Origin of the sequence: Nocardia sp. alder85J (assembly GCF_020176955.2) — a bacterium.
In the GTDB taxonomy this organism is placed as follows: domain Bacteria; phylum Actinomycetota; class Actinomycetes; order Mycobacteriales; family Mycobacteriaceae; genus Nocardia.
In genome coordinates this window covers 244,441-266,584 of sequence record NZ_JAIUCZ020000013.1, presented here as the reverse complement: position 1 = coordinate 266,584, position 22,144 = coordinate 244,441, and the positions used below count along the sequence as shown (strand labels likewise).

The following is a 22,144-nucleotide window of genomic DNA, read 5'->3' as shown; positions in this document are numbered from 1 at the left end:
CCGGCGCACGATTCGTGTCGGACTCGTGTGCAAGGCTGTCCCGGAGACCGTGCGAGGCTGTGCCGGAGACACCGCCTACCCGGCCACCCCGGCCCGGCCGAACCGAGAGGACTCCCCCATGTGCCAACCCGTTCGCTGTACCACCTGCGGCAAGACCACCTGGTCCGGCTGCGGCCAGCACGTCGACCAGGTCCGTGCCGGCGTACCCGCGGACCAATGGTGCCCCGGTCACGACGGTTCGGCCGCCCCGGCCCAGGGCCTGTTCCGGCGCGCGCTGGGCCGTTAGCCGACCGCCTCGCCGACCCGCCGGCTCGGGTCGCGGCCGAGCAGCGCGGCGATGTTGTCCATCGCCGGTCGCGTCGCATCCTCCGCCAGCCGGGGCGCGTACACCCCGTCCGGGCCGTTGAGCGTGCTGCCGGGACCGCGTCCCGCACGCGGGACCGGATCGTCCTGTTCGCCGTCATGGAGGCGTCGCGCGTGGGACTGGAGGGCCTGACCATCGGCTCCCTGGCCGACGGACTGGGCATGAGCAAGTCCGGCGTGCTCGGCCCCTTCGGCTCCCGCGAGCAATTGCAGGCCGCGGCCCTCCGGCACGCGGGCGGGATCTTCCGGACGACCGTGGTCGATCCGCTCGACGGAGTACCGCCGGGCGCAGACCGGCTGGCCCGGCTGATCGACGCCTGGATCGGCTATCTGGCCGAATGTCCGTTCCCGGGCGGCTGTTTCGTGACCGCCGCCTCTACGGAACTCGACGGCCGCCCCGGGCCGCTGCGCGATCAGGTACGCACCGCGGTCACCGCCTGGCGCACCCAGCTGACGGACGAATACCGCGCCGCCCGAAGCGAATTCACCACCCACCGGCCACCGGACGAGGTCGCCACCACGCTGATCGGCCTCGCGATGGCGATCAACCAGGAGATCCAATTGCTCGAGGATCCCGGCGCGGCGGCCCGCGGCCGCGCCGCCATGCGCGCCGCCGTGGGCCTGCCACCCGACTGAGCGGCCCGGCCGCGCCACCATTGCGGGACGGACCTTCGCTCGGCCGGGGCACCCCGATCGCGGTCCACCGGCAGCCGAGCCACGCACGACGCCGATCCGCAGCCCGGCCGGGGCACCCCGATCGCGGTCCACCAGCGGCCGAGCCACGCACAGCGGCGAGCGACGGCCCGGCCGGGCAGGTCCGCGATCAGGATCGGGCGGCGATGAGGTCCCGCACCACTCCGAAGGCGGGCTTCGGCGTGTAATCGTCTCGTAGCAGCCCGAATCCGTTGGTCCAGCCGGCGTCGCCGCGCCCGTCCCGCAGCCCGAAGAACTCGTACACCGCGACGCCGGCGTTCGCGGCGAGCACCGCGTCCGCCACGGTCCGCAGCACCTCGCACTGGGTGGCCTCGTCTCGATCGGGTCCGGTCGGCCAGCCGGTCTCGGTGATGTGCACGGGTGTGCGCACCGGGACGCCGACCTCGGCGGTGACCGCACGGAATCGCTGCACCAGGAATGTGACCGACCCGGCCAGCCGGTCGTGCGGAATGCGGTGGAACACATCGGGAAACGCGTCGAGAGCGACGTAGTCGAGCGCGGCGAGCAGGTCCGGTCCGAGGGCATCCGCCATCCGCCGCCAGAATTCCGGGTCGGCGAGACCCGCCGAATTCACGCCGATCTCGACCGGCGCGCCGAGCCGCGCGCGTTCGTCGAACGCGGCGGCGACCCCGGCGGCGACGGCCTCGAAACATCCGGGGCTGCCACCGTCCTGTGGCGCAGGCACATTCAGCTCCTCACCGACCTGCACCTTGCCACCGCCCCACGCCGCGACGTCCCGCACGGCCCGGCGCACGAACTCGGCGAATCCGCTCGCATCCGGGCGCGGGCTCTGATAACACGCGACCAGATCGATCCGCCGGCCCTCGCCCGCGTACAGCTCCGGCCGGGCCGGGGTCGGCGGTGGTGTGCGCAGCCGACCACTCGTCCCGGGGCCGAAATGCCGATAACAGCGGACATGGAAATCGCTTGCGGGCCCTTGCAACTCACGCAGGGCCGCGAGGGTGGCGGCCGGATCTTCCGGCGGGGTTTCCAGCGGACTCAGATCGACGAGGTCGGCGGTGACGACGCCGGGCCAGATTCCGAAGAGCATGAACACCTCCATATAGCCGTATACGGCTACCACCGTAGCGGCAATAGCCGTATACGGCTATCGGCTACTCTTCGATCGTGCCGAAGAACGCGCTCGACAACCCCCTGGTGCTCCCCCTCCTCGGCCTCCTGGTCGAGCGACCCCGCCACGCCTACGCACTGTTCAGCGAGCTCAGGCAGCGTTACGACTACCTCCGGGTACGCAATGCGACCGTCTACACCCTGCTGGAGCGCCTGACCGCGGAAGGCTGGATCGCGGCCACGGAAGGCGACGAGCGCGCCACGCTCACGGTCACCGAATCGGGCGTGGCCACACTGGCCGATCAGGTGCGGCGACAGATCGGCACGGCCGACCCGACCGGTGGCCCGGCGTTCGTCACCGCCCTCGCCTATCTCGGCATCCTGCCGCGGGAGGAAGCCGCCGAGCTGCTCACCCGACGCCGGAAACTCGTTGCCGCGGAATGCCGCCGACTCGAGCGCATCCTCGAGGACATATCCGGACCCGAGGTACACATGATCGAGGCGCACTATCTACTGTCGCGTCTACGGCACGACGCCGGCTGGCTCGACCGGACGGCCCGGCGTATCCGCAACGGCGATCCGCCCTGGCCGCACTGACCGCTCTCGCGGCGAAAGTGTTTCAGGGCAGCGGGATCCACTGCGCGACACCGTCGCCGTCCCGGGTGACGGTGCCGAACGCCACATCCGCGAAATGGATACCGAAGGCCAGATCACCGGTGTCGGCCAGGTCGTCGATCACTCGCCTGCGCACCTCCGCCGCCGCGACGGGGTCGCGATCGACGACCGCGGACCAGTGCGGGTGGCGAATCTGCAACGGCGTGTGCAGGGCATCGCCGAAGGCCAGCAATCGTTGCCCGCCCGAGGAGATCGAGAATCCGGTGTGCCCGATCGTGTGCCCGGCGAGTTCCACCGCGTGCACCCCGGGAAAGATCTCCGCCCCGTCCGGCACGATCCGCAGCCGCGGCGCCATGGTGTCGAACGCCGTCGCGGGCACGCCGTTCGCGCCCGGCTCCCGGCCATCCCATTCCCGCTGCACCACAAGATATTCCGCCGCACCGAAGGCGGACGACCCATCGGGCAGCGACCGATGCGCCCAGCCGATGTGGTCGACGTGCAGATGCGTGAACGCGACGGCCTCGATGCGGCCGGCCGCGCGGCCGAGCCCGGCGAGATTGTCCGGCAGCGCACCACCACCGATCGGCCCGATCTCCGCATTCGCCGGATCGTCCGGCGCCGCGACCGGCCCGATCCCGGCATCGATCAGCAATGCCCGCTCCCCGTATTCGACCAGCAGACCACCGATTCCGGCGGGGAGCAGGCCGCGCTCGTCGAGGTGATCGGCATGCGCCCGCCAGTCGTCGCCGGTGGAATCCGGCAGCCACCCACGCGGTTTCAGCCCGACCGCACCGTCCGGCACATACGTGATGGTCAGCTCACCCAGCCGGATCGACCGGGTGCTCGCGGGGCGTCGCCACCGCGCCCGGTCGAGCACGGAATCGCTTGTCGCGGAAGGAATGTCAGTGGTCATGGTCGCGCACCTCGGCTGTCGGAACGATGAATACGTGGTCGATCCACGACAGAACATTAAAGCTATAACCATTCAAGTTGCAATAGTTTCAGCTCGAAATCGGTCTATGCTGGCCCGATGGGCGAGGGCAACACACGAGCATCCGACACCGAGCCGGACACCTCGGAACGGGAGCTGTGCGGGCTGGTCAACGCGATGGCCCGGCAGATCGAGGCGCACGTGCGTGATCACGCCGGCACGCTCGGCCTCACCGCCGCCCAGGCGGTGGCCCTGCGGGAATTGAACGGCCCCATGACGATGCGGGAACTGGCCGACCGGATGAGCTGCGAACCCTCCAACGCCACCTTCGTGGTCGACCGCCTCGAGGAGAAGAACCTCGTCGAACGCCGCCCCAGCCCCCGCGACCGGCGCACCAAACAGCTCGAACTGACCGCCGACGGCCTTGCCCTGCGCGCGAAACTGCTGGCCCTGCTGGTCCAGGACTCACCGCTGCAACTGCTCAGCCACGACGAACAACTTACGCTGTACCGCCTGCTGCAACGCGCGGTCACCGGCCCGCGCGCCGGCGCCCGGCCGCAGTGACGGTGGCGGCGGTCTCGGTCCGGCGCCCCACCCGGCACGGAAGTGACTGCCGCCGGGACGAATTCGACCTCGGTGCCGTCGAACGTCCCACTCCGGCCTCGTCGCGGTGCCGCCGCACCGCAGCCGCGAAGCGCAGCATCGCCGCAGTCACTATGTGGTGATCATCTACTCGGCTGCGGCAGCACGCAATCCGACACCTTGGGATCGAGACCAAGGTAATTCAGCGGCCCCGCAGCCACATTCACCAGAATGGTCGCGAAATCGAGGCAGCTCTCGGACGGATGGGTGAGGTATCCGCGCTGTAACGCGGCGACCAGGCCGACGACGAGCCAGACGAAGACCAACAACGATAACCAACGGCTCACCACGGGCAGCTCCTGTCTTCTCCTGAAAACAGTACCGCACCCACCCCCCGCTACCACGAAACGCGTTGCGCCGCAGCGTAATGTGTCGCGGTTCAGGCGGTGCGGCGCAGTCCCGCCAGCAATCGGAGCAACACGTCCGAGCACTCCGCGCGAACCCGCTCCTTGTCGGCCGGATCCGCCTCGGCGATCGCGAGGCCGGCGCCGCCGATCATCTCGTAGAACAACCGGATCGTGGTGGTCTCGGCTTTCCGCTCCAGGTATTCGCTCTCCATCAACGCCATGACGAACGACTCCACCAGGGCGTACGAATGTTCGTGCTCGCAGCGGCGCCAGCCCTCCCAGCCCAGCGCGAGCGGCCCCTCCTGCCAGACCAGTTTCCCGTACACCGGATCGCACGATTCGGTGAGGAATGCGTCCAGCGCCGCCGTGGCCGCAGCCATCGGCTCCTGGAATTGCGCCGCCACCAGGACGACGCGCTGCACGACCGCGGTACCGAGCCGATCCAGCACCGCTTCGAAAAGCGCCTTCTTGCTTGCGAAGTGGTGATACACCGCACCCCGGGTGAGCAGGCCGGCTGTCGCGATCTCGTCGAGCGAGGTATCGGCGAACCCCTTCTCGGCGAACAACCGGGTGGCCTCGTCGAGCAGCGCTTCCCGGGTGGCCTCGGAGTAGAGCTCGCGACGACTCTTGACGTTCGACACCGCTCAAGCATACCCATCGGTCGAGCATTGACCTGCACTGAGTAATCTCACATACTCCGAGTATGAGTTCTGCGCGGAACCTGCATCGGCGCCCGGGCCGGCGCGCAGACGATCCCCACGTCGCAGCAGCCGCCACCGCCCCGGAAAGGGAATGCCGTGCCGACGAAAGCGGCCGAACTCCCCCTGCGGTCGCCGCGCCGCGTCGCCATGGTGGTATTCGCATTGTTCGTGGCAGCGGCGGCATTCGGACTCCCCGTCACCACGAAACTGCTCGCCGGGGGATACGGTGCCACAGTTCGCCGGATCACTCCTCGGCCACGACCGCACCACCGCGCTGGTGGTGGCGCAGGTGGCCGGTGACGACCGCGATGCGCCGCGCCCACGACATGTCCGCCGGATTGGTCGGCGACCGCGACCGCGACGGCGTCACGGTCCGAGCCGGTGGCGAGGCGATCGCCCAGTACGAACTGAACCGGCAGTGCTGCTGCCGATGAACGCGCTGTCGCTGACGGCGGCCTTCGGCGTGATGATCTGGATCTTCCAGGACGGGCGCCCGGCCGGGCTGGGCACCGCACCGTGGCCACCGGCTCCTACAACTACGCGATGCTGCCGCTGCTGGTCTGCCTCGCCTACGGATTGTCCATGGAATAGGAGGTTTTCGTGCTCTCGCGGATGCGGGAGGAATGGTCGCGATCCGGCCGCACCGCCGCGGACAACCGGCATGCGGTGGCCATGGGCCTGGCCCGCTGGCATGCCCGCCGCGGCTTCACCGAACTCGACGACGAGGCCGTGGCCCCGGACCGGCCGGCAGTGCGCACGGGTGTCCCGGTCTGAGGCGCACGCGAGTCCTCCGCCCGCCGCACCGGAGGGGATGCGGCGGGCGGAGGTTCGCGACGGCCGTGCGGGCGGTCAGCCGATGTGCGCCGACAGATCCGGCAGCATCCGGTTGACCTCGCCCTCCCAGTTGTTCCACTCGTGAATGCCCGCGCCCGGGAAGTCGTAGGTCACGTTCGACCCGCCCAGCGAACTCATCCGCACCTGGAAGGCCCGGGTGTTCACCAGCGCCAGCGCCTCCAGGCCCATGCCGTTGACGGTGTTGAGGTTGGGCCCGTCACCGGCGGCGGGCAGGCCGCTGGCGGCCGACACCCACAATCGGGTGCCGTTCTGGATCAACTGCGGTGCGAAGACGAACGGATCCATCCGCAGCCACTTCTTGTCCCACGGCGGCGCCATCGAGTCGACGTTGTAGCCGCCGGCGTCGATCATCGCGGTCCGGATCGCATCGCGCATGCCCGGCGCGGACAGGTTGAGGTAGCCCGAGAGCGAACCGGCGTAGCTGAACTGGGCCGGGTGGTAGGCCGCCAGGGTCAGCGCGGCGCTACCGCCCATGGACAGGCCGAAGATGCCGTTGCGGCTGGACGCGAAGCCGAGCCGGGACCCCAGCGCGGCCGGGAGGTCCTGGGTGAGGAAGGTTTCCCACTTGTAGGTGTAGGACTTGCCCGGCCCCTTGTTCGACAGCAGCTGCAAACCGCCGGAGCCCGACGACGACCCCGAGGAGGAGCCGTTACCGGAACCGCCGGAGGAGCCGCTGCTGGAACCGGTGCCGAGGAAGCTGCTGGGCGCGTTCCAGTCGGTGTAGAAGCTGGACTGGCCGCCGATCGGCATGACGACGTTGATGTTCGAGGCGGTCAGAGTGCGGGCGATCTCGGTGTTGATCTCCCAGCCGCTGAGATCCTCGCGCGCCCGCATACCGTCCAGGGCGTAGACGACGCGGCTGGTGTTGCCGTCGGCGGCCCGGAACACCCGGGACTTGATCGGGCCCATGGCGGAATCGACGTAGAAGTCGAAGCCGTCCGGGTCGAGCGCGGCCGCGGCGGTGCCCGCACCCACCAGGGTCGTGCCCGAACCGACCAGCGCCGTGGTCACCGGCACCAGCATCGCCAGCACCGCCGCGTACACCCAGGCCCGCAATCCGGGTGCCATCCCTCTCCGTGTGGAGTTCCCCATTCGCATCTGTACGTCGACCTTTCACTTCAACACGCCGCGGCAGACACTCCGGAGGCGGAAAAATCGACCCGTGCGGTGTGACGTTCTCGGTGCACCGGCGGACCGAGCCTCTACCGGCACTCTCTGGCAAGTATTCGGCAATCGAAGCTTTTCCGTTACCTTTTTGTGACGCAGATCGCTACGTCGGCTACCAGCGCTTCGGCGAGTTGCGCCGGATATGCGGCTCGTATCGGCACAATCGGCACCTAGCTCATCCGTAGCTGTGAACGTCCAACTGACGAAGAGGAGCGTGTGCATGAAGGTGAAGACGACGCTTGCCCGGACCGCCTTGGCCGGTGGCGTGACGGCGGCGGCCCTGGGGATGGGGGCGGGCATCGCCCTCGCCGATCCGGCGCCGGAACAGTCGGCACCGGCCCAGCAGAACCAGCCGCAGGCCCAGAACCAGCCGGGCCAGTCCCAGCCGCAGGTGCAGCCGGGGCAGCCGGGCCAGCAGGGCCACGGTTTCAACCTGTTCGGCGCCTGGGTTCCGCTGCCCTTCTGATCCACCGCGGCACGAGGCCCGGTGCTCCGCGACGGAGCACCGGGCCTCGTGTCGTCTCGGGCCGGGCGGCTCAGGAGATCGGCGCCGTCAGGTCGTAGACCGTGGTGCCACCGACCGTCGTGGCCTGGTAGTGCTGCTGCACCCACGTGCTGATCTGCGCGGCCGAACCCGAATCGCCACCCGGGCCCATGCCACCACCGGCGATGAAGTAGTGGATGTCGCCGTCGGCCACGTACTGCTGGAACTGCGCCGGCGTCGGCGACGGGTCGCTGCCGGTGAAGCCGCCGATCGCCATCACCGAGGTTCCGGTGTTCAGCTCCAGTGACGCCGTGGACTGCGCGCCGACGGCCGCCGCCGCCCAGCGGTACCCGCTGGAATCGGTCAGCAACTGCCGCACCTCGGCATTGTCGCTGTTACCACCCGGGCCACCGAACCCGCCGCCGTGGTTCGCGGTATCGCCGGTCGCGTCACCCGAGCCGGTCGCATTCGCGGTGCCCGCCGTCGCATTCGTACCGTTCCCGGCAGAGTTCGTGCCCGCAGCGGAGTTCGTGCCGCCCGCAGCCGAGTCGGCGCCGCCCGAGGCCGAGTTCGTGCCGCCCGCAGCGGACTTCGTGCCGCCGGCAGCGGAACCGCCGCCCGGCGCGCCCATACCGCCGCCGGGGCCGCCGAAACCGTGCCCGGTGCTCGGGCCCGACGACGGGATGGAACCGGTGTGCACGGTGGCCACCGTGTCGATCGTGTAGGCGGTCGACCCCGCCAGCCCGAACAGCAGCCCGGCCGCGGCCACGATGACCGTCGTCCGGCCCAGTTGGTGCAGGCCCACGATCGTCACCGCGGCGACCACGATCGCACCGATCAGCACGATCCAGCGCAGCGCCGGATACCAGTCCGGGGTGCGGTCCAGCAGCACGTAGTTCCAGATGCCGGTGGCGGCGAGCATCACGCCGAGCACCACGCGAGCGGCGATAGTGCCACGGCCACGCCACAATTCGGTGAGGCTGATACCCAGCACCGCGGCGATGGCCGGGGCCAGCGCGACCGTGTAGTACGGGTGCATCGTGCCCTGCATGTAGCTGAACACCACGAAGGTCACCAGCAGCCAGCCGCCCCACAGCACCAGCGCGCTCCGGGTGCGTCCGGTGCGCGGGGCGCGCCGGGTGAACCACAGTCCGGCCACCAGGCCGATCAGCGCGGCGGGCAGCAGCCAGGAGATCTCGGTGCCGATCTGGTCACCGAACAGGCGGGTCAGGCCGGTGCCGCCGCCGAAGCTGCCACCGCCTCCGCCACCACCGCCGTGATTGCCGGACCCGCCGAACACCCGGCCGAGACCGTTGTAGTCCATGGCCAGTTCCCACAGGCTGTTGCTGGTGGAGCCGCCGATGTAGGGCCGGGAGGCCGCCGGCCAGAGCGCGACCAGGGCGACGAACCAGCCCCCGGAGACGATCAGCGCCACCGTCGCGAGCGCCAGCTTGCCCAGCCGCTTCCACAGCCCGATCGGCGCGGCGATCAGGAACACCAGGCCGAAGGCGGGCAGCACCAGGAACGCCTGCATCATCTTCGCCAGGAAGCCGAAGCCCAGCGCCACCCCGGTGAGGGTCAGCCAGCGGCCGCTACCGGTCTCGGTGGCGCGCACGGTGCAGTAGGCGGCCGCGCACAGCAGGAACACCAGCAGTGCGTCCGGGTTGTCGAATCGAAACATCAAGGCGGCCACCGGAGTCAGCGCCAGCAGGCTACCGGCCAGCAAGCCGGCGGCGGGCCCGTTCCAGCGCCGCACGGTGGCGTAGACGAGGGCGACGGAGGCGATACCCATCAGCGCCTCGGGCAGCAGCATGGAGAAGGAACTGAAGCCGAACAGCCGCCCGGACAAGCCCATCATCCACATCGCGGCGGGCGGTTTGTCCACGGTGATCGAGTTGCCGGCGTCCAGCGCGCCGAACAGCAGCGCCTTCCAGCTCTTCGTCCCGGCCTGCACCGCCGCCGCGTAATAGTCGTTGCCCCAACCATTTCGGGTGAAACCCACCAGATACAGCACGGCGCTGGTGACGATCAGCCCCCAGAACGACGGGCGGACCCAGCGCGGTTGATCGGGCGGCCCGAACCACCATCGGTTGCGGGGCCGCACCGGCCGCGGCGGCGCCGGCTCGGCGGCAACAGCCCGCCGGACGGGGGTTTCGATGAGCGTCATGTCAGGTCCTCTCCTGGGTTGACTCCATCGTCGGCCCGCCGTTTGCAGCGGAGATTTGTCCACGCCGAGAGTTCGCTGAGAACCACGCGACCTGGGGATTCGCAGTTTCACGCGGGCGTGGGTTATTGTTCTTTCGCGTTGCCAGAAGGCGACACGCGGATGTAGCGCAGTTGGTAGCGCATCACCTTGCCAAGGTGAGGGTCGCGGGTTCGAATCCCGTCATCCGCTCACACAGCGGCCCCGGAAGCTCGATGCTTCCGGGGCCGCTCGCATGTTCCGATCCGCCGGTCAGGATCCCGTGGTGAGGTCGTAGACGGTGACGCCGTCGATCGTCTGCGCGGTGAAATCGGCCTTCACCCAGGCGGAGATCTCCGTCGCCGCGGTACTGCCGCCGCTGTTGGCGCCTCGCATCCCGCCCATCACCGAACCGTCGATGAAGTAGTGGATCTTGTGCTGCGCCACGTAGTTCCGGAACTGGTCCAGGGTGGGCGCGGGGTCGGTGGCGTTGTAGCCGCCGATCGCCATCACCGGATCCCGGGTCGCCAGCTGATAGTTGGCGGCATTGTTGGAGCCGATCGTGGCGGCCACCCAGGTGTAGTTCCCGGCATCGGCCCGCAACGCGGTGACCACCTGCGCACTGGCGGACGATTCCCCGAACATCCCGCCGAATCCACCCGGACCACCATTGCCACCCGGACCGGAAGCGCCACCGGGACCGGCATTTCCACCCGCAGCGTTCCCACCCGCACCGGCATTACCCGGCGCGGCAGTACCTCCGGAACCGGAATTGCCACCCACGCGACCGGTCCCGCCCGCACCGCGGTTACCCGGCGCCGCGTTACCACCCGCACCGGTGTTGCCGCCGAATCCGGCGTTACCACCACCGGGCATACCTGGCGCTCCCCCGCCGTTGCGCCAACCACCGGAACCCTTTGCCCCACCGCCGTTCCGGTTACCACCACCGCCACCCGGCCCGTGCCCGCCGAAGCCGAAGCCGCCGGGGCCCGCCGACGGGATGGCGCCACCGTGGCTGGTCGCCGCCGTCGCGATCGAATACGCCACGGGCCCGGCCAGTCCCGCCGCGACGGCCAGTACCACCGCCGCCGCGGCCACCGGCCGGGCCAGCCGTCCGGCGAACAGCAGCGCCACGGCCGCGACCACCCCGGCCACCGTCACCACCGGCACCAGCCACGAATTCCATTGCGGCGTACGGCGCAACAGCACATCGGCGAGTATCACGGTCACCACCATCGTGCCCGACAGCACCGCGGTGGCACGAATATCGTTGCGCCGCTGCCACATCAGGCTCGCACCCACACCGGCCGCACCGCCGATCGCGGGCGCCAGCGCGATGGTGTAGTAGGGATGCAGAATCCCGTTGGCGTAGCTGAAGACCGCACCGGTGACGACGAGCCAGCCCAGCCACAGCACCAGCGCGGCCCGTGCCGCATCGGTGCGCGGCGCCGTGCGCAACGCCCACAGCCCGGCCACGCCCAGGATCAGCGCCGCCGGCAGCAGCCAGGCGATGTCACCACCCATCTGGTCGCCGAACAGCCGGTCCCAGCCGACATCGAAATTGGTGTTGCCCAGACCGCCGGTCTCGTTGCCGGTGATCCGGCCGACGCCGTTGTAGCCCAGTGCCAATTCGAGCACGCTGTTGTGCTGGGAGCCACCGATGTACGGCCGCGAACTCGCCGGCCACAGCGCCACCAGCGCCAGGAACCAGCCCGCCGAGACCACCAGCGCCAACAGCGCGGCCGCCGATCGCCGCAGCTTGCTGCCCCAACTTCCGTGCGCCGCAAGCAGATACGCCACCGCGAAGGCGGGCAGCACCAGGAACGCCTGCATCATCTTGGCCAGGAAGGCGAAGCCGACCGCGGCGCCCGCCAGCGGCAACCACCAGGCGGCGGCGTACTTCTCGATCGCTCGCAGCACGCAGTAGGCCGCCACGGTGAGCATCAGCACCAGCAGGGCATCCGGGTTGTCGTAGCGGAACATCAACGCCGCCACCGGCGTCGACGCCAGCACCGCGCCGGCGATCAGCCCGGCGCCGTGCCCGCCGACCCGCCGCACCGCGGCGTAGAGCACGGCCACCGCCGCGACGCCCTCCAGGGCCTGCGGCGCCAGCAGGCTCCACGCGTTGAATCCGAAGATCCGCGCGGAGAGGTCCATCACCCACAGCGCACCGGGTGTCTTGTCCACGGTGATGGCGTTGGCCGCGTCGCTGGACCCGAACAGCATCGCCTTCCAGCTCGACGACCCGGCCTGCACGGCCGCGGCGTAGAACTGATTGGCCCAGCCACCGGCGCCGAGGTCCCACAGATACAACGCCGCGGTCGCCACCAGCAGCGCCGCCAGCGACAGCCGCCGCCACACCGCCGAGCGGTCCCTGGCCGGCTGCGGCGGGCCGGCGGGCGCGGTCACGGGTTCCAATACAGTCGTCGTCACATTCCCGATCCTGCTGGCGCTGGATGCGCCCGGCCTGCACCGGGGCTGTGTGTTGGCTGGGAGCCTGGCCCCGATCAGGACCCGGCCACCGGGGCGGCCCGGCCGGGCAACCGGACGGTGAAGGTGGTGGCGCCGGGCACGCTGTGCACGTCGATGGTGCCGTCGTGGGCCTTCACCACCGCGGCGACGATCGCCAGGCCCAGCCCGGTGCTGCCCGCCTGCCGCGACCGCGAGGTGTCACCGCGGGCGAAACGCTCGAACACCTCGTGTTGCAGGGTCTTCGGGATGCCCGGCCCGTCGTCGCACACCCGCCAGACCGCGCCGTCGCCGTCGAAGTCGAGACCCACCGTCACGGTCGTGCCGGGCGGGGTGTGCACACGCGCGTTGGTGAGCAGGTTCGACAGCACCTGATGCAGGCGGACGCTGTCCCCGGCCACCACCACCGGCTCGTCGGGCAGGTCCAGATCCCAGCGATGGCCCCGGCCCGCGATGTGGGCGTCGCTGATGGCGTCGACGGTCAGCTGGGTCAGGTCCACCGGTTCGCGTTCCAGGGATCGGCCGGAGTCCAGGCGGGCCAGCAGCAGCATGTCCTCCACCAGCGCCGACATCCGGCGGGCGGCGGCGTCGACGCGGGCCATCGCGTCCGCGGCCTGGGCAGACATGTCGTGGCGGTCGCGCTGGGCGAGTTCGGTGTAGCCGCGGATCGCGGCCAGCGGGGTGCGCAGTTCGTGACTGGCGTCGGCGAGGAACTGCCGGACCCGGGTCTCGCTGGCGTGCCGCGACGACAACGCGTCGGCGATGTGATCGAGCATCCGGTTGACGGCCTCGCCGAGCCGGCCCACCTCGGTGGCAGGATCGGCATCACCGGCGGGCACCCGCACCGGCAGCGCCACCTCGCCGCGATCCAGCCGCAGGTCCGCGACCCGCGCGGCGGTCACCGCGACCCGGGTCAGCGGATTGAGCGAACGGCGGATCAGCCAGACGCCGAGGGTGATCGAGATGCTCAGCGCGACCGCGGTGACGACCACCGTCACCACCAGCGCGCGCATCAGGATCGCGTCCACACCCGCCATCGGCAGACCGGTGACCACCACCGTGCCGTCCCAGGTCGGATCGGCGATCACCCGGTAGCGGCCGGCGCCGTCGAGACCGACGGTCACCGGCACGCTGTCGGCCGGCACCTCGGCCAGCTGCCGTTTCGCCAGCGCCGACAGGTCGGCCTGGGTGCCGTCGACAGCGATGCGCCCGGCCGAGGTGACCACGCCGTGGTTGATGATCGCGCCCAGCGAACCGGACTGGATGCCGCCGCGATGCAGGAACGACGGGCCCGCGGTGCTGACCCTCGGCTGCTGCGCGGGCCGGGGAGCCGGAGTCGGGGCAGGGGTGGAAGCAAGGGGCGAGGACGGCTGATCGGTGGGCTCCGGGTCCGGGGACAGTTGCGCGGGCCGGGTGCGGGCCGAGAACATCGAGTCCATACTCGCGCCCCGCATGCCGCCGCCGGGCATCCCGTGCGGTACGCCCAGGCCCGGACCCACTCCGCCCGGTCCTGGTCCGGTGCCGAAGCCGGTCGGCCCGGACGGCCCGGTGCCGGAACCAGGTCCCGTGCCGGCGCCGGAACCACCGCCACCAGTACCGGTCCCACCGCCGCCTGCGCCGGGACCGGTACCGCCGCCACCCGTACCGTTGCCACCGCCGGTGCCGCCCGGCGGCGAACCGCCGCGCGTCTGGAGTGGCGGATCGTCACCGGACCACCCGCCGGGGGGATCGGGCGGCCCGGGCGGCCCGTTGCCGAAATCCTCGCCCCCGATCGGCGGCTGCCGGAGCATGCCACCCGGCGGCGGCGACCCCGGTTCGGCGCCCTCCGACGAAGTGTCCGGCGCCGCGGTCGGCGATGCGACCGGCGGGATCGTCGCGGTCTGGGTTTCGGCGGCGGGAGCCGGCGGCCAGGGCAGCTCGGTCGGCCGCGGTCCCAGCCGGGGCCCGCCACCGACATCCACCAGCGACGGGTTCTGCAGGTCGTAGAGCTGGACGTCCAGCTGATGCACGAGGAACTGCTGCAACGCGATCTCGGTGACCGCACCGACCCCCGTCACGACGGCGACCAGCAGCAGCACCTGCCCCGCCAGCAGCCGCAGGCGCAGCGACCAGTGCCGCGGCCGCCAGAATCCGCGGCGGCGACCGGATTCAGCCGGCCGGCTTGAGCACATAGCCGGACCCGCGCAAGGTGTGGATCATCGGTTCCCGGCCGTTGTCGATCTTCTTCCGTAGATAGGACACGTAGAGCTCCACGATGTTGGATCGGCCGCCGAAATCGTAGCTCCACACCCGGTCCAGGATCTGCGCCTTGCTCAGCACCCGCTTCGGGTTGCGCATGAAGAAGCGCAGCAGTTCGAATTCGGTGGAGGTCAGCTGGATCGGCTCGCCGGCGCGGGTCACCTCGTGACTGTCCTCGTCCAGCACCAGGTCACCGACGACCAGTTGGACACCGGCGTCGTGACCGCTGATGCCGGTCCGCCGCAGCAGCGCGCGCAACCGCAGCACGACCTCCTCGATGCTGAACGGCTTGGTGACGTAGTCGTCGCCACCGGCGGTCAGCCCGGCGATGCGGTCCTCGACGGAATCCTTGGCGGTGAGCAGCAGCACCGGCAGGTGCGGGATGTGCTTGCGCAGCCGCAGCAACACGTCCAGGCCGGTCATGTCCGGCAGCATCACGTCCAGCACCACCACGTCCGGCCGCAGGTCACGGGCCTTCGAGATCGCCGACCGCCCGTCTCCGGCGCTCGCGGTCTCCCATCCCTCGTACCGCAGGGCCATGCACAACATCTCCGCCAGCATGGGCTCGTCGTCGACGACGAGGACGCTGATCGGGCTACCGTCGGCGCGGCGCATCACGGTTCGTTCGGTCTGGGTGTTGGTACTGCTCGTGGGCACCGGGACATCCTTCATGTGCGAGCTCGGCGCCAGCTTGGCCGGACCTGTGCCCAACCTGTGAAATACCTGGTGGTGACATCGAGCTCAGCTCAGAATGCCACACGCACAGCGAACCCTCAGGCGCGCACAGTCAACCCGGACTACCGGCACAGCGCCCCCGAAGCTTCGGCCCCGACGGTGGGACCAAGCGCGGCCGCCGCCGCGACAGTCCGACAACCGAGGGAGCACACCGATCATGACCCAGCCTCCGGCCGATCCGTCCGGCCCCGAGCCCCGACCCGGCACCCCGGAGTACGACCGTACCCACCCGACCGAGCCGATCGCCGCGCCGCCGCCGTTCGACCAGCAGGCCTGGGGTGCGCCGCAGCAGGCGCCCTCGCCGTGGACCACGAGGAAGTCCCTGGCCGCCGTCGGCATCGCGGCCGTGATCGCCGCGGGCGGCGCGGGCGTGATCTACGCCGCCTCCGGCCACTCCTCCGGCGAGCATCGCCCGGCTGGCGGCCCCGGGATGGCCGTGAACGGCGGTCCCGGCGGTCAGTCCCAGCGCGGCGGGCAGGGCGCCGACGGTCGGGCCGAGACCGGCCGCGCCGGCGCGGGCCCGGCCGCCGCCCTGCACGGCCAGTTCACGATCGCCGACGGCAGCAACGGCTACATGACCGAACTGACCCAGCTCGGCACGGTGACCGCCGTCTCCGCCGATTCGATCACCGCCAAGAGCACCGACGACTACACCCACACCTATACGATCGTCGCCGCCACCACCGGCGCCTCCGCGGTCAAGGTAGGCGACACCGTCCGTATCCTCGCCACCCAGTCCGGCGATACGGCCATCGCCACCACCATTTCCGAGAGCACGGCCACCGGCGGCGGCACCGGCCGCCGCACCGGAACCGGCGGCCTGGCCGACTCCGGCGGCCGGTTCGGCGGGCAAGGCGGGCCGGGCGGCCAGGGCGGATTCGGCGGCCCCGGCGGCCGAAACGGCGGCGGCCCAGGCCAATTCAACAGCAACGGCCAGACCCTGCCGCCGGGCGGCCAGCCCATGGCCGCCGGCTGAGCCGGCCCGTCCGCGATCGACCGGCGCACCGCACACCGCAACGGGTGCGTCAGCCGGAAACGTCGTGACCAGCGGTCATGGTGACCACTACCGGGTACTGGGAAGTCCAGATCGGCCGTGACCCTCGACGCATCGCGATCGTGCGGGCCTGGGCGCTCGGGCACGGGCCGAAGGATCTGCCTGCCGGAGTCACGCCGCTGCATCCCGCCTTCTCTGTCCTCGCGGGCGAGTGGTGCAGCGCCGATACCGATGGCATCACAGTCGATTTCCCCTTCCCCCTCGACATTTCGTGGACCGAACTCGAGTTCTGATTCGCAGCACCACGTTTCATACAGCCGGGACGGCCCGCACCGCTGGCCACAGGATTCACCGGGGCTCATAACCGGTCCACAGCCGGTACCAACCATCGGCCGACATCCCGCTAACACACTGGATTCGCCGGTCGACAGTGGTCGGCCGGCGGACTCGGACCCGGTCCGATCGAGGAGAGGACGTATATGGCTGTGAAGGCGAAGTTGGTGAAGACCGTCGTCGCCGGTGGCGTCTTGCTCAGTGCGCTGGGCTTCGGCGCCGCTGTCGCAAACGCCGATCCCGGCCCCGGCGGCCCGCCGCCGCAGGGGCAGTGCCCGCCGCCACCCGGTGACGGGCAGGGCCCGCCGCCGGGTGCTCCGCAGGGTCCCCCACCCGGTGCTCCGCAAGGTCCCCCGCCGGGTGATCCGCAGGGCCCGCCGCCGGGATGCCCGCCGCCGCCCGGCCAGTAGCCGACCCTCGACGAACAGCCCTGTGCCCCGGTGGCGCAGGGCTGTTCGGCGCTGCGGTGGCGGGGCGGCGCCGGGAGCCGGGCCGACTCGCGGACGAGGTGCGGGCTCACACCGCGGTGAGGACGTCCTCGAAGGCCGCCTCGGCCGCGCCGAGGATCTTGAGATCGGCTCCGAGGGAGGACTTCTCGATGCGCACGCCGCCGATGGCCCGGCTGATCATGCTGCGCCGGTGCACTTCCTGTTCGGCGTGGGTCACGACGGCGGCGGGCAGGGTGGTGAACAGGTCGCCGAGCACCACCAGTTCGGGGCCGAGGATGTTGACCACGTTGACCAGTCCCAGGATCAGCCAGTCGAGGTATTCGCCGAGCCGCCCGACCGGGTCGGAATCTCGTTGCAGCTGCCGCATTTCCGCGACGATCGCACCGCGCGGGGCGGCCGCGTCCAGGCCGAGCGCGCGCCGCAGCGCCGCCTCGCCGACCTCGGTCTCCCAGCAGCCCTCGTTGCCGCAGTGGCAGCGCCGGCCCCCGGGATGCACGGTCATATGCCCGATCTCACCGAGGTAGCCGGCCGAACCACGCAGCAGCCCGCCCTGCGCGATGATGCCGCCGCCGACACCCACGTCGGCGGAGACGAACACCGCGTCCGAGGCGCCGCGGCCGACCCCGCGCACATATTCGGCCAGCGCGCCGAATTCGGCGTCGTTGCCCACCACCACCGGTACCCCGAGCGCGGTGCGCATCCGTTCGCCCAGTGGAACTTCCGTCCAGCCGAGATTCGACGCGTCGTGCACCAGCCCGTCGGCGCGGCGTACCACGCCCGGCACCGAGATGCCCGCGGCCACCGGCCGCACACCCAGGTCGCTGACCAGCAGCGCGGCCGATTCGGCCACGTGGGTCACGACCTCCTCCGGATCACGTTGCCGCCCGTGCAGATTCCAGCTGTTGCGGCCGAGGATCTGACCGCCGAGCCCGACCAGCGCGACCCCGGCATGCTCCACCTGCACGTCGGCGGCGAGCACCACCACCGACTGCGCCTGCGGCAGTACCAGCAGCGACGGCCGGCCCGCACCCTGTGCCAGCCGCGGCACCCGCTCCTCCACCACGCCGTCGGTGGCCAGCCCGTCCACCAGCATCTTGATCGTGGACCGGTTCAGGCCCAATTCCGTTGCCAGCGCAGCACGCGTCGCCGGGCCGTCCACGTGCAACAGGCGCAGCAGACTGGCTCGGTTGAAACGGCGCACCTCGTCCGGACGGGCGACGGTCATGGCCTCATCAATAGCACTGCGGGCCCCTCATCTCACCACCGCCACCGCCGCGAGCACCGGTTTCGCGCCGAACCGACCGGTCGCGTCGCGCCGTCGCGGAAGCGAAAACACCACCGGGACAACGCAGCCGAACGACCGGGACGGCCGGATTCGGCACGGTACGGCAATCGCCGCCCGCCGCATCCGGCCGTCCCGCCGTCCACACCCTCATCGCCCGGCAGCCGCGGCCCGCCGTCGTGACAGCGCGTCGACCGTGGCCGCCAGCAACAACACCAATCCGGTGACGATCGAGACCACCGCCGCCGGCTGCCGCAACAGCCCGAGCCCGTTGGACACCACCGCGAGCACCGCACCGCCGATCACCGCGTCGGCCACCCGGCCGCGGCCGCCGAACAGCGAGGTACCGCCGATCACCGCCGCGCCCACCGCGAACAACAGCGTGTTCAGCCCACCGGCCTGCGGATCCACCGAACCCACCTTGGACGAGTAGACGATCGCGCCGACCGCCGCGACGCCGGAGCAGATCACGAAAGCGCTGGCGCGCAACTGCACCACGTTGATACCGGCCCGCCGCGCCGCCTCGTTGTTGCCGCCGGTGGCGTAGAGATGACGGCCGTAGGTGGTGCGGTTGAGCACATATGTGCCGACCACCAGCAGCACCAGCACGATCGGCACCACGTACGGCACCCCGGAGATCCGGATCAGCGCGCTGGGTGAGCGATTCACCGACAGCAGCGCCGTGGCCACCGCGGCGAGCACGCCCACCGCCGACACCTTGGCCACCACCAGCACCGTCGGCTGCGTCACCAGACCCTTTGCCCGCCTGCGGAAGTGCCCGATCAGGGTGACCGCGGCATAACCACCGGCGGCCACCACGAACAACACCCAGCTGCCCGTCACCGACAGATTCCCGTTGGCGACCTCGTCCAGCACGTGCGAGGAGCTGATGCCCAGCACGCCGCCCTGCCCGATCAGTTGCAGGATGGCGCCCTGCCAGGCCAGGAACAGCGCCAGCGTCACCACGAACGACGGCATCCCGATGCGGGCGATCAGGAAGCCGGTGATGCAGCCGATCGCGGTGCCCACACACACCGCCAGCAGCATCTCGATCCACGGATTGGCATGAAATCCGCACACGGTCAGCACGATTCCCAGCAGCGACATCGCCACACCCGGCCAGATCCGCAGCCACCCGGCCAGCACCGCCGCCAGCACCAGCAGCGCGTTGAAGATGACGAAGACGGTATTGCCCATGCCAGACAACAGATTTCCGTTGTCGACGAAGTGCATGGCCAGCACCGCGCCGGCCACGCCGGACGCGGTGCCGGCGGACAGGTCGATCTCGCCGAGCAGCAGGACGTACACGATGCCCATCGCGATGATGGTCTGGCCCGCGCCTTGTGCCAGCAGGTTGGCGATGTTGTTCAGCGAGAAGAACACATCCGACAGCAGGCTGAACAGCACGATCAGCACCACCAGCCCCAGAATCGCCGGCAGCGAGCCGATCTCGCCGCCCCTCACTCGGGCGAGATAGGCGCGCACGGCCTCCGCCGTGGACACGGTGGTGGTGTCGATGCCGAAATCGGCGATCGCCTGGTCGGTTCCGGCATGCTCCGCCGGCGTTCCGTTGGTGTTCGAGCCCGTGGCCGAAACTTGTGTCATCACACTGTCTTTCCTGCTACAGCACCGCGGACTCGGGCCGGGCCAGGCCCAGTTCGCCGGAGCGTCCCGCGGTGATCAGTTCCACGACCTGGTTCTGGGTGACATCGGCGGTGCGGACCTGCGCCGCCATCCGTCCCAGGTACAGCACCGCGATCCGGTCGGCGACCTCGAACACGTCGGCGAGGTTGTGGCTGATCAGCACCACGCCCAGGCCCTGTTCGGCCAGGCGCCGCACCAGATCCAGCACCTGCCGGGTCTGGGCGACGCCGAGCGCCGCGGTCGGTTCGTCGAGGAGCACCAGATTGCTGTTCCACAGCACCGCTTTCGCGATCGCGACGGTCTGCCGCTGTCCGCCCGACAGTGCGGACACCGGCGTGCGCACGGATTTCACCGTGCGCACCGACAGCGAGGCGAGGGTGCGCCGGGCCGCGTCCTCCATGTTGGCCTCGTCCAGGAACCACGGCTTGCCGCGTTCCCGGCCGAGGAACATGTTCTGCACGATGTCGAGGTTGTCGGCCAGGGCGAGATCCTGGTAGACGACCTCGATACCCAGCGCCGACGCGTCCTTCGGCCCGCGCATCTGTACCTCGGCCCCGTTGAACCGGATGGTGCCGGAATCGGCGGGGTGGATACCGGCGATGCATTTCACCAGGGTCGACTTGCCGGCGCCGTTGTCACCCACCAGTGCGGTGACCTCCCCTGCGGGAGCGGTGAATTCGACGTCGTGCAGGACGTGGACGGCACCGAAACTCTTGTTGAGCCCGGTGATCTGCAACAGCGGTTCGCTCATGATCTTCCTCGAGGCCGGGATACCGAAAGCCGGATGCGTTGCGGCTCAGGAGATCCCGAGCTGACCGCAGGCGGCGGACACGTCCCCGGAGCACAGCTCGGAGGCCTTGATGTAGCCCTGGTCGACGACCTGTTTGACCTCGGCCTTGGTGACCAGGTGCGGGGTCAGCAGCACCGACTTCACGTCGCGGTTGCCCTTGGTGTCCTTGCTGACCGCGGTGGCCAGCGCGTCGGCGCCCGCCTTGTCGCCCTTGACCAGGGCGGCGGCCAGTTTCGCGGCCGCGTCGGCCTCGTCCTGGATCGGCTTGAACACCGTCATGTACTGGTCGCCGCGCAGGATCGCCCTGAGCCCGTCGGCGGTGGCGTCCTGGCCGGTGACCGGCACCTTGCCGTTGAGGCCGTTCTTCTTCAGCACGGTGATGATGGCGCCGGCCAGGCCGTCGTTGGCGGCGACGACGCCGTCGACCTTGCCGCCGTTACCGGTGAGCAGCTGCTCGAAGACCTGGCCGCCCTTCTGATTGTCCCATTCGTCGATCGGCTGGCTGTGCACCAGCTTCAGCGCGCCGGAATCGTAGAGCGGCTTGAGCACCTTTTCCTGTCCGTCGTGGAACAGGGTGGCGTTGTTGTCGGTCGGCGCGCCCTCGATCTCGATCACCTGGGCGCCGCGGTTGTCCTTCAGCGCGGTCGCCAGGCCCTGGCCCTGCAACTGGCCGACGCCGACGTTGTCGAAGGACACGTAGTAGTCCGAGGAGCCGCCGAGGTTGAGCCGGTCGTAGTCGATGGTCGGGATGCCGGCCTTCTTCGCCTTGTTGGCGACCGCGGTGCCGACCTCGCTGTTGATCGAAGCGATGACGAGGACCTTCACGCCCTTGGCGATCATGCCGTCGGCGAGGCTGCTGAACTTCTGCACATCACCCTGGGCGTTCTGGATGTCGGCGTCGAAGCCCTGTGCCTTGAACGCCTTCTGCAGCATCGGGCGGTCGAAGCCCTCCCAGCGGGCCGAGGTCGCCGTCTCCGGCAGGATGACACCGACGGTGCCGTTCCCGCCACCGCCACCGGAACCACCGCTGGAGGAGCTGCTACCGGAGGAGGAGTTGGAACCACACGCGGTCATGGTCAGCAGACCGGCCAGGGCCACGGCAACGACGCCGAGCGCTTTCGTCCTCATCAGATGCACC

At 70.2% G+C, this 22,144-nt stretch carries 23 protein-coding genes and 1 tRNA gene; 11 read left to right on the top strand and 13 right to left on the bottom strand.

Going from position 1 to position 22,144, the window contains the following annotated elements; genetic code table 11:
• The first annotated feature begins 118 nt into the window (after window positions 1–118).
• Both LBW94_RS38055 and LBW94_RS38050 read left to right on the top strand, forming a co-directional pair.
• Complete coding sequence (locus LBW94_RS38055) at window positions 119–286, top strand: hypothetical protein (RefSeq protein WP_225058472.1); 168 nt, start codon at window positions 119–121, stop codon at window positions 284–286.
• A 176-nt stretch (window positions 287–462) separates the two neighbouring features.
• Window positions 463–999, top strand: a complete 537-nt coding sequence (locus LBW94_RS38050) for a TetR/AcrR family transcriptional regulator (RefSeq protein WP_225058473.1) — start codon at window positions 463–465, stop codon at window positions 997–999.
• A gap of 187 nt (window positions 1,000–1,186) precedes the next feature.
• On the opposite strand, the gene LBW94_RS38045 is transcribed toward LBW94_RS38050, so the two are convergent.
• Window positions 1,187–2,128 (bottom strand): hypothetical protein, encoded by a 942-nt coding sequence (locus tag LBW94_RS38045; RefSeq protein ID WP_225058474.1) that lies wholly within the window; start codon window positions 2,126–2,128, stop codon window positions 1,187–1,189.
• Between the two features lie 77 nt (window positions 2,129–2,205).
• Here LBW94_RS38045 and LBW94_RS38040 point away from each other — a divergent pair, with 77 nt between their 5' ends.
• Window positions 2,206–2,745 carry a PadR family transcriptional regulator gene (locus tag LBW94_RS38040; protein WP_225058475.1) on the top strand — a complete coding sequence of 180 codons (540 nt, stop codon included), beginning with the start codon at window positions 2,206–2,208 and terminating at the stop codon, window positions 2,743–2,745.
• A 22-nt stretch (window positions 2,746–2,767) separates the two neighbouring features.
• Here the strand turns inward: LBW94_RS38040 and LBW94_RS38035 are convergent, their stop codons facing one another.
• Entirely contained in the window at window positions 2,768–3,676 is a 909-nt protein-coding gene (locus LBW94_RS38035) for an MBL fold metallo-hydrolase (RefSeq protein ID WP_225058476.1), read from the bottom strand.
• A gap of 117 nt (window positions 3,677–3,793) precedes the next feature.
• On the opposite strand from LBW94_RS38035, the gene LBW94_RS38030 reads away from it, so the two are divergent.
• Window positions 3,794–4,258, top strand: coding sequence for a MarR family winged helix-turn-helix transcriptional regulator (locus tag LBW94_RS38030; protein ID WP_225058477.1), 465 nt, complete (start codon window positions 3,794–3,796; stop codon window positions 4,256–4,258).
• Between the two features lie 161 nt (window positions 4,259–4,419).
• Here the strand turns inward: LBW94_RS38030 and LBW94_RS38025 are convergent, their stop codons facing one another.
• Both LBW94_RS38025 and LBW94_RS38020 read right to left on the bottom strand, forming a co-directional pair.
• Window positions 4,420–4,626, bottom strand: coding sequence for a hypothetical protein (locus LBW94_RS38025; RefSeq protein WP_225058478.1), 207 nt, complete (start codon window positions 4,624–4,626; stop codon window positions 4,420–4,422).
• Between the two features lie 89 nt (window positions 4,627–4,715).
• Window positions 4,716–5,324, bottom strand: coding sequence for a TetR/AcrR family transcriptional regulator (locus LBW94_RS38020; RefSeq protein WP_225058479.1), 609 nt, complete (start codon window positions 5,322–5,324; stop codon window positions 4,716–4,718).
• A gap of 356 nt (window positions 5,325–5,680) precedes the next feature.
• On the opposite strand from LBW94_RS38020, the gene LBW94_RS38015 reads away from it, so the two are divergent.
• Together LBW94_RS38015 and LBW94_RS44305 are read left to right on the top strand one after the other, a co-directional pair.
• Complete coding sequence (locus tag LBW94_RS38015) at window positions 5,681–5,818, top strand: hypothetical protein (RefSeq protein WP_225058480.1); 138 nt, start codon at window positions 5,681–5,683, stop codon at window positions 5,816–5,818.
• A 166-nt stretch (window positions 5,819–5,984) separates the two neighbouring features.
• A complete protein-coding gene (locus tag LBW94_RS44305; RefSeq protein ID WP_323138032.1) occupies window positions 5,985–6,158 on the top strand; it encodes a hypothetical protein in 174 nt (57 codons plus the stop codon).
• A 75-nt stretch (window positions 6,159–6,233) separates the two neighbouring features.
• On the opposite strand, the gene LBW94_RS38005 is transcribed toward LBW94_RS44305, so the two are convergent.
• Complete coding sequence (locus LBW94_RS38005) at window positions 6,234–7,262, bottom strand: alpha/beta hydrolase (RefSeq protein ID WP_225058605.1); 1,029 nt, start codon at window positions 7,260–7,262, stop codon at window positions 6,234–6,236.
• 364 nt (window positions 7,263–7,626) lie between these two features.
• Here LBW94_RS38005 and LBW94_RS38000 point away from each other — a divergent pair, with 364 nt between their 5' ends.
• Entirely contained in the window at window positions 7,627–7,872 is a 246-nt protein-coding gene (locus LBW94_RS38000) for a hypothetical protein (RefSeq protein WP_225058481.1), read from the top strand.
• A gap of 70 nt (window positions 7,873–7,942) precedes the next feature.
• On the opposite strand, the gene LBW94_RS37995 is transcribed toward LBW94_RS38000, so the two are convergent.
• Window positions 7,943–10,057, bottom strand: a complete 2,115-nt coding sequence (locus tag LBW94_RS37995; protein WP_225058482.1) for a glycosyltransferase family 39 protein — start codon at window positions 10,055–10,057, stop codon at window positions 7,943–7,945.
• Between the two features lie 155 nt (window positions 10,058–10,212).
• Between LBW94_RS37995 and LBW94_RS37990 the strand changes: the two genes are divergently transcribed.
• Window positions 10,213–10,285: transfer RNA gene (locus LBW94_RS37990), tRNA-Gly, on the top strand.
• Window positions 10,286–10,345: 60 nt separating this feature from the next.
• On the opposite strand, the gene LBW94_RS37985 is transcribed toward LBW94_RS37990, so the two are convergent.
• The 3 genes from LBW94_RS37985 to LBW94_RS37975 all read right to left on the bottom strand — a co-directional run bounded on the left by LBW94_RS37985 (window position 10,346) and on the right by LBW94_RS37975 (window position 15,451).
• A complete protein-coding gene (locus LBW94_RS37985; RefSeq protein WP_225058483.1) occupies window positions 10,346–12,505 on the bottom strand; it encodes an ArnT family glycosyltransferase in 2,160 nt (719 codons plus the stop codon).
• A 74-nt stretch (window positions 12,506–12,579) separates the two neighbouring features.
• Window positions 12,580–14,712 (bottom strand): sensor histidine kinase, encoded by a 2,133-nt coding sequence (locus LBW94_RS37980; RefSeq protein ID WP_225058484.1) that lies wholly within the window; start codon window positions 14,710–14,712, stop codon window positions 12,580–12,582.
• Window positions 14,690–15,451, bottom strand: a complete 762-nt coding sequence (locus tag LBW94_RS37975; RefSeq protein ID WP_323138031.1) for a response regulator transcription factor — start codon at window positions 15,449–15,451, stop codon at window positions 14,690–14,692. The genes LBW94_RS37980 and LBW94_RS37975 overlap by 23 nt, the downstream gene beginning before the upstream one ends.
• Before the next feature lie 220 nt (window positions 15,452–15,671).
• On the opposite strand from LBW94_RS37975, the gene LBW94_RS37970 reads away from it, so the two are divergent.
• The 3 genes from LBW94_RS37970 (at window position 15,672) to LBW94_RS37960 (ending at window position 17,251) form a co-directional block, all read left to right on the top strand.
• On the top strand, window positions 15,672–16,490 hold the full coding sequence (locus tag LBW94_RS37970; RefSeq protein WP_225058485.1) for a hypothetical protein: 819 nt from the start codon (window positions 15,672–15,674) through the stop codon (window positions 16,488–16,490).
• Window positions 16,491–16,567: 77 nt separating this feature from the next.
• Window positions 16,568–16,801, top strand: coding sequence for a hypothetical protein (locus tag LBW94_RS37965; protein WP_225058486.1), 234 nt, complete (start codon window positions 16,568–16,570; stop codon window positions 16,799–16,801).
• Window positions 16,802–16,987: 186 nt separating this feature from the next.
• Complete coding sequence (locus LBW94_RS37960; protein WP_225058487.1) at window positions 16,988–17,251, top strand: hypothetical protein; 264 nt, start codon at window positions 16,988–16,990, stop codon at window positions 17,249–17,251.
• 106 nt (window positions 17,252–17,357) lie between these two features.
• Here the strand turns inward: LBW94_RS37960 and LBW94_RS37955 are convergent, their stop codons facing one another.
• From LBW94_RS37955 to LBW94_RS37940, 4 genes are all read right to left on the bottom strand, one after another.
• The gene (locus tag LBW94_RS37955) at window positions 17,358–18,515 is read right to left on the bottom strand and encodes an ROK family transcriptional regulator (RefSeq protein WP_225058488.1); all 1,158 of its coding nucleotides are present in this window, start codon (window positions 18,513–18,515) and stop codon (window positions 17,358–17,360) included.
• A 207-nt stretch (window positions 18,516–18,722) separates the two neighbouring features.
• Window positions 18,723–20,177 carry a sugar ABC transporter permease gene (locus tag LBW94_RS37950; RefSeq protein WP_225058489.1) on the bottom strand — a complete coding sequence of 485 codons (1,455 nt, stop codon included), beginning with the start codon at window positions 20,175–20,177 and terminating at the stop codon, window positions 18,723–18,725.
• Between the two features lie 16 nt (window positions 20,178–20,193).
• Window positions 20,194–20,967 (bottom strand): ATP-binding cassette domain-containing protein, encoded by a 774-nt coding sequence (locus tag LBW94_RS37945; protein ID WP_225058490.1) that lies wholly within the window; start codon window positions 20,965–20,967, stop codon window positions 20,194–20,196.
• A gap of 45 nt (window positions 20,968–21,012) precedes the next feature.
• Window positions 21,013–22,134, bottom strand: a complete 1,122-nt coding sequence (locus LBW94_RS37940) for a sugar ABC transporter substrate-binding protein (RefSeq protein ID WP_225058491.1) — start codon at window positions 22,132–22,134, stop codon at window positions 21,013–21,015.
• Window positions 22,135–22,144: the final 10 nt, after the last annotated feature.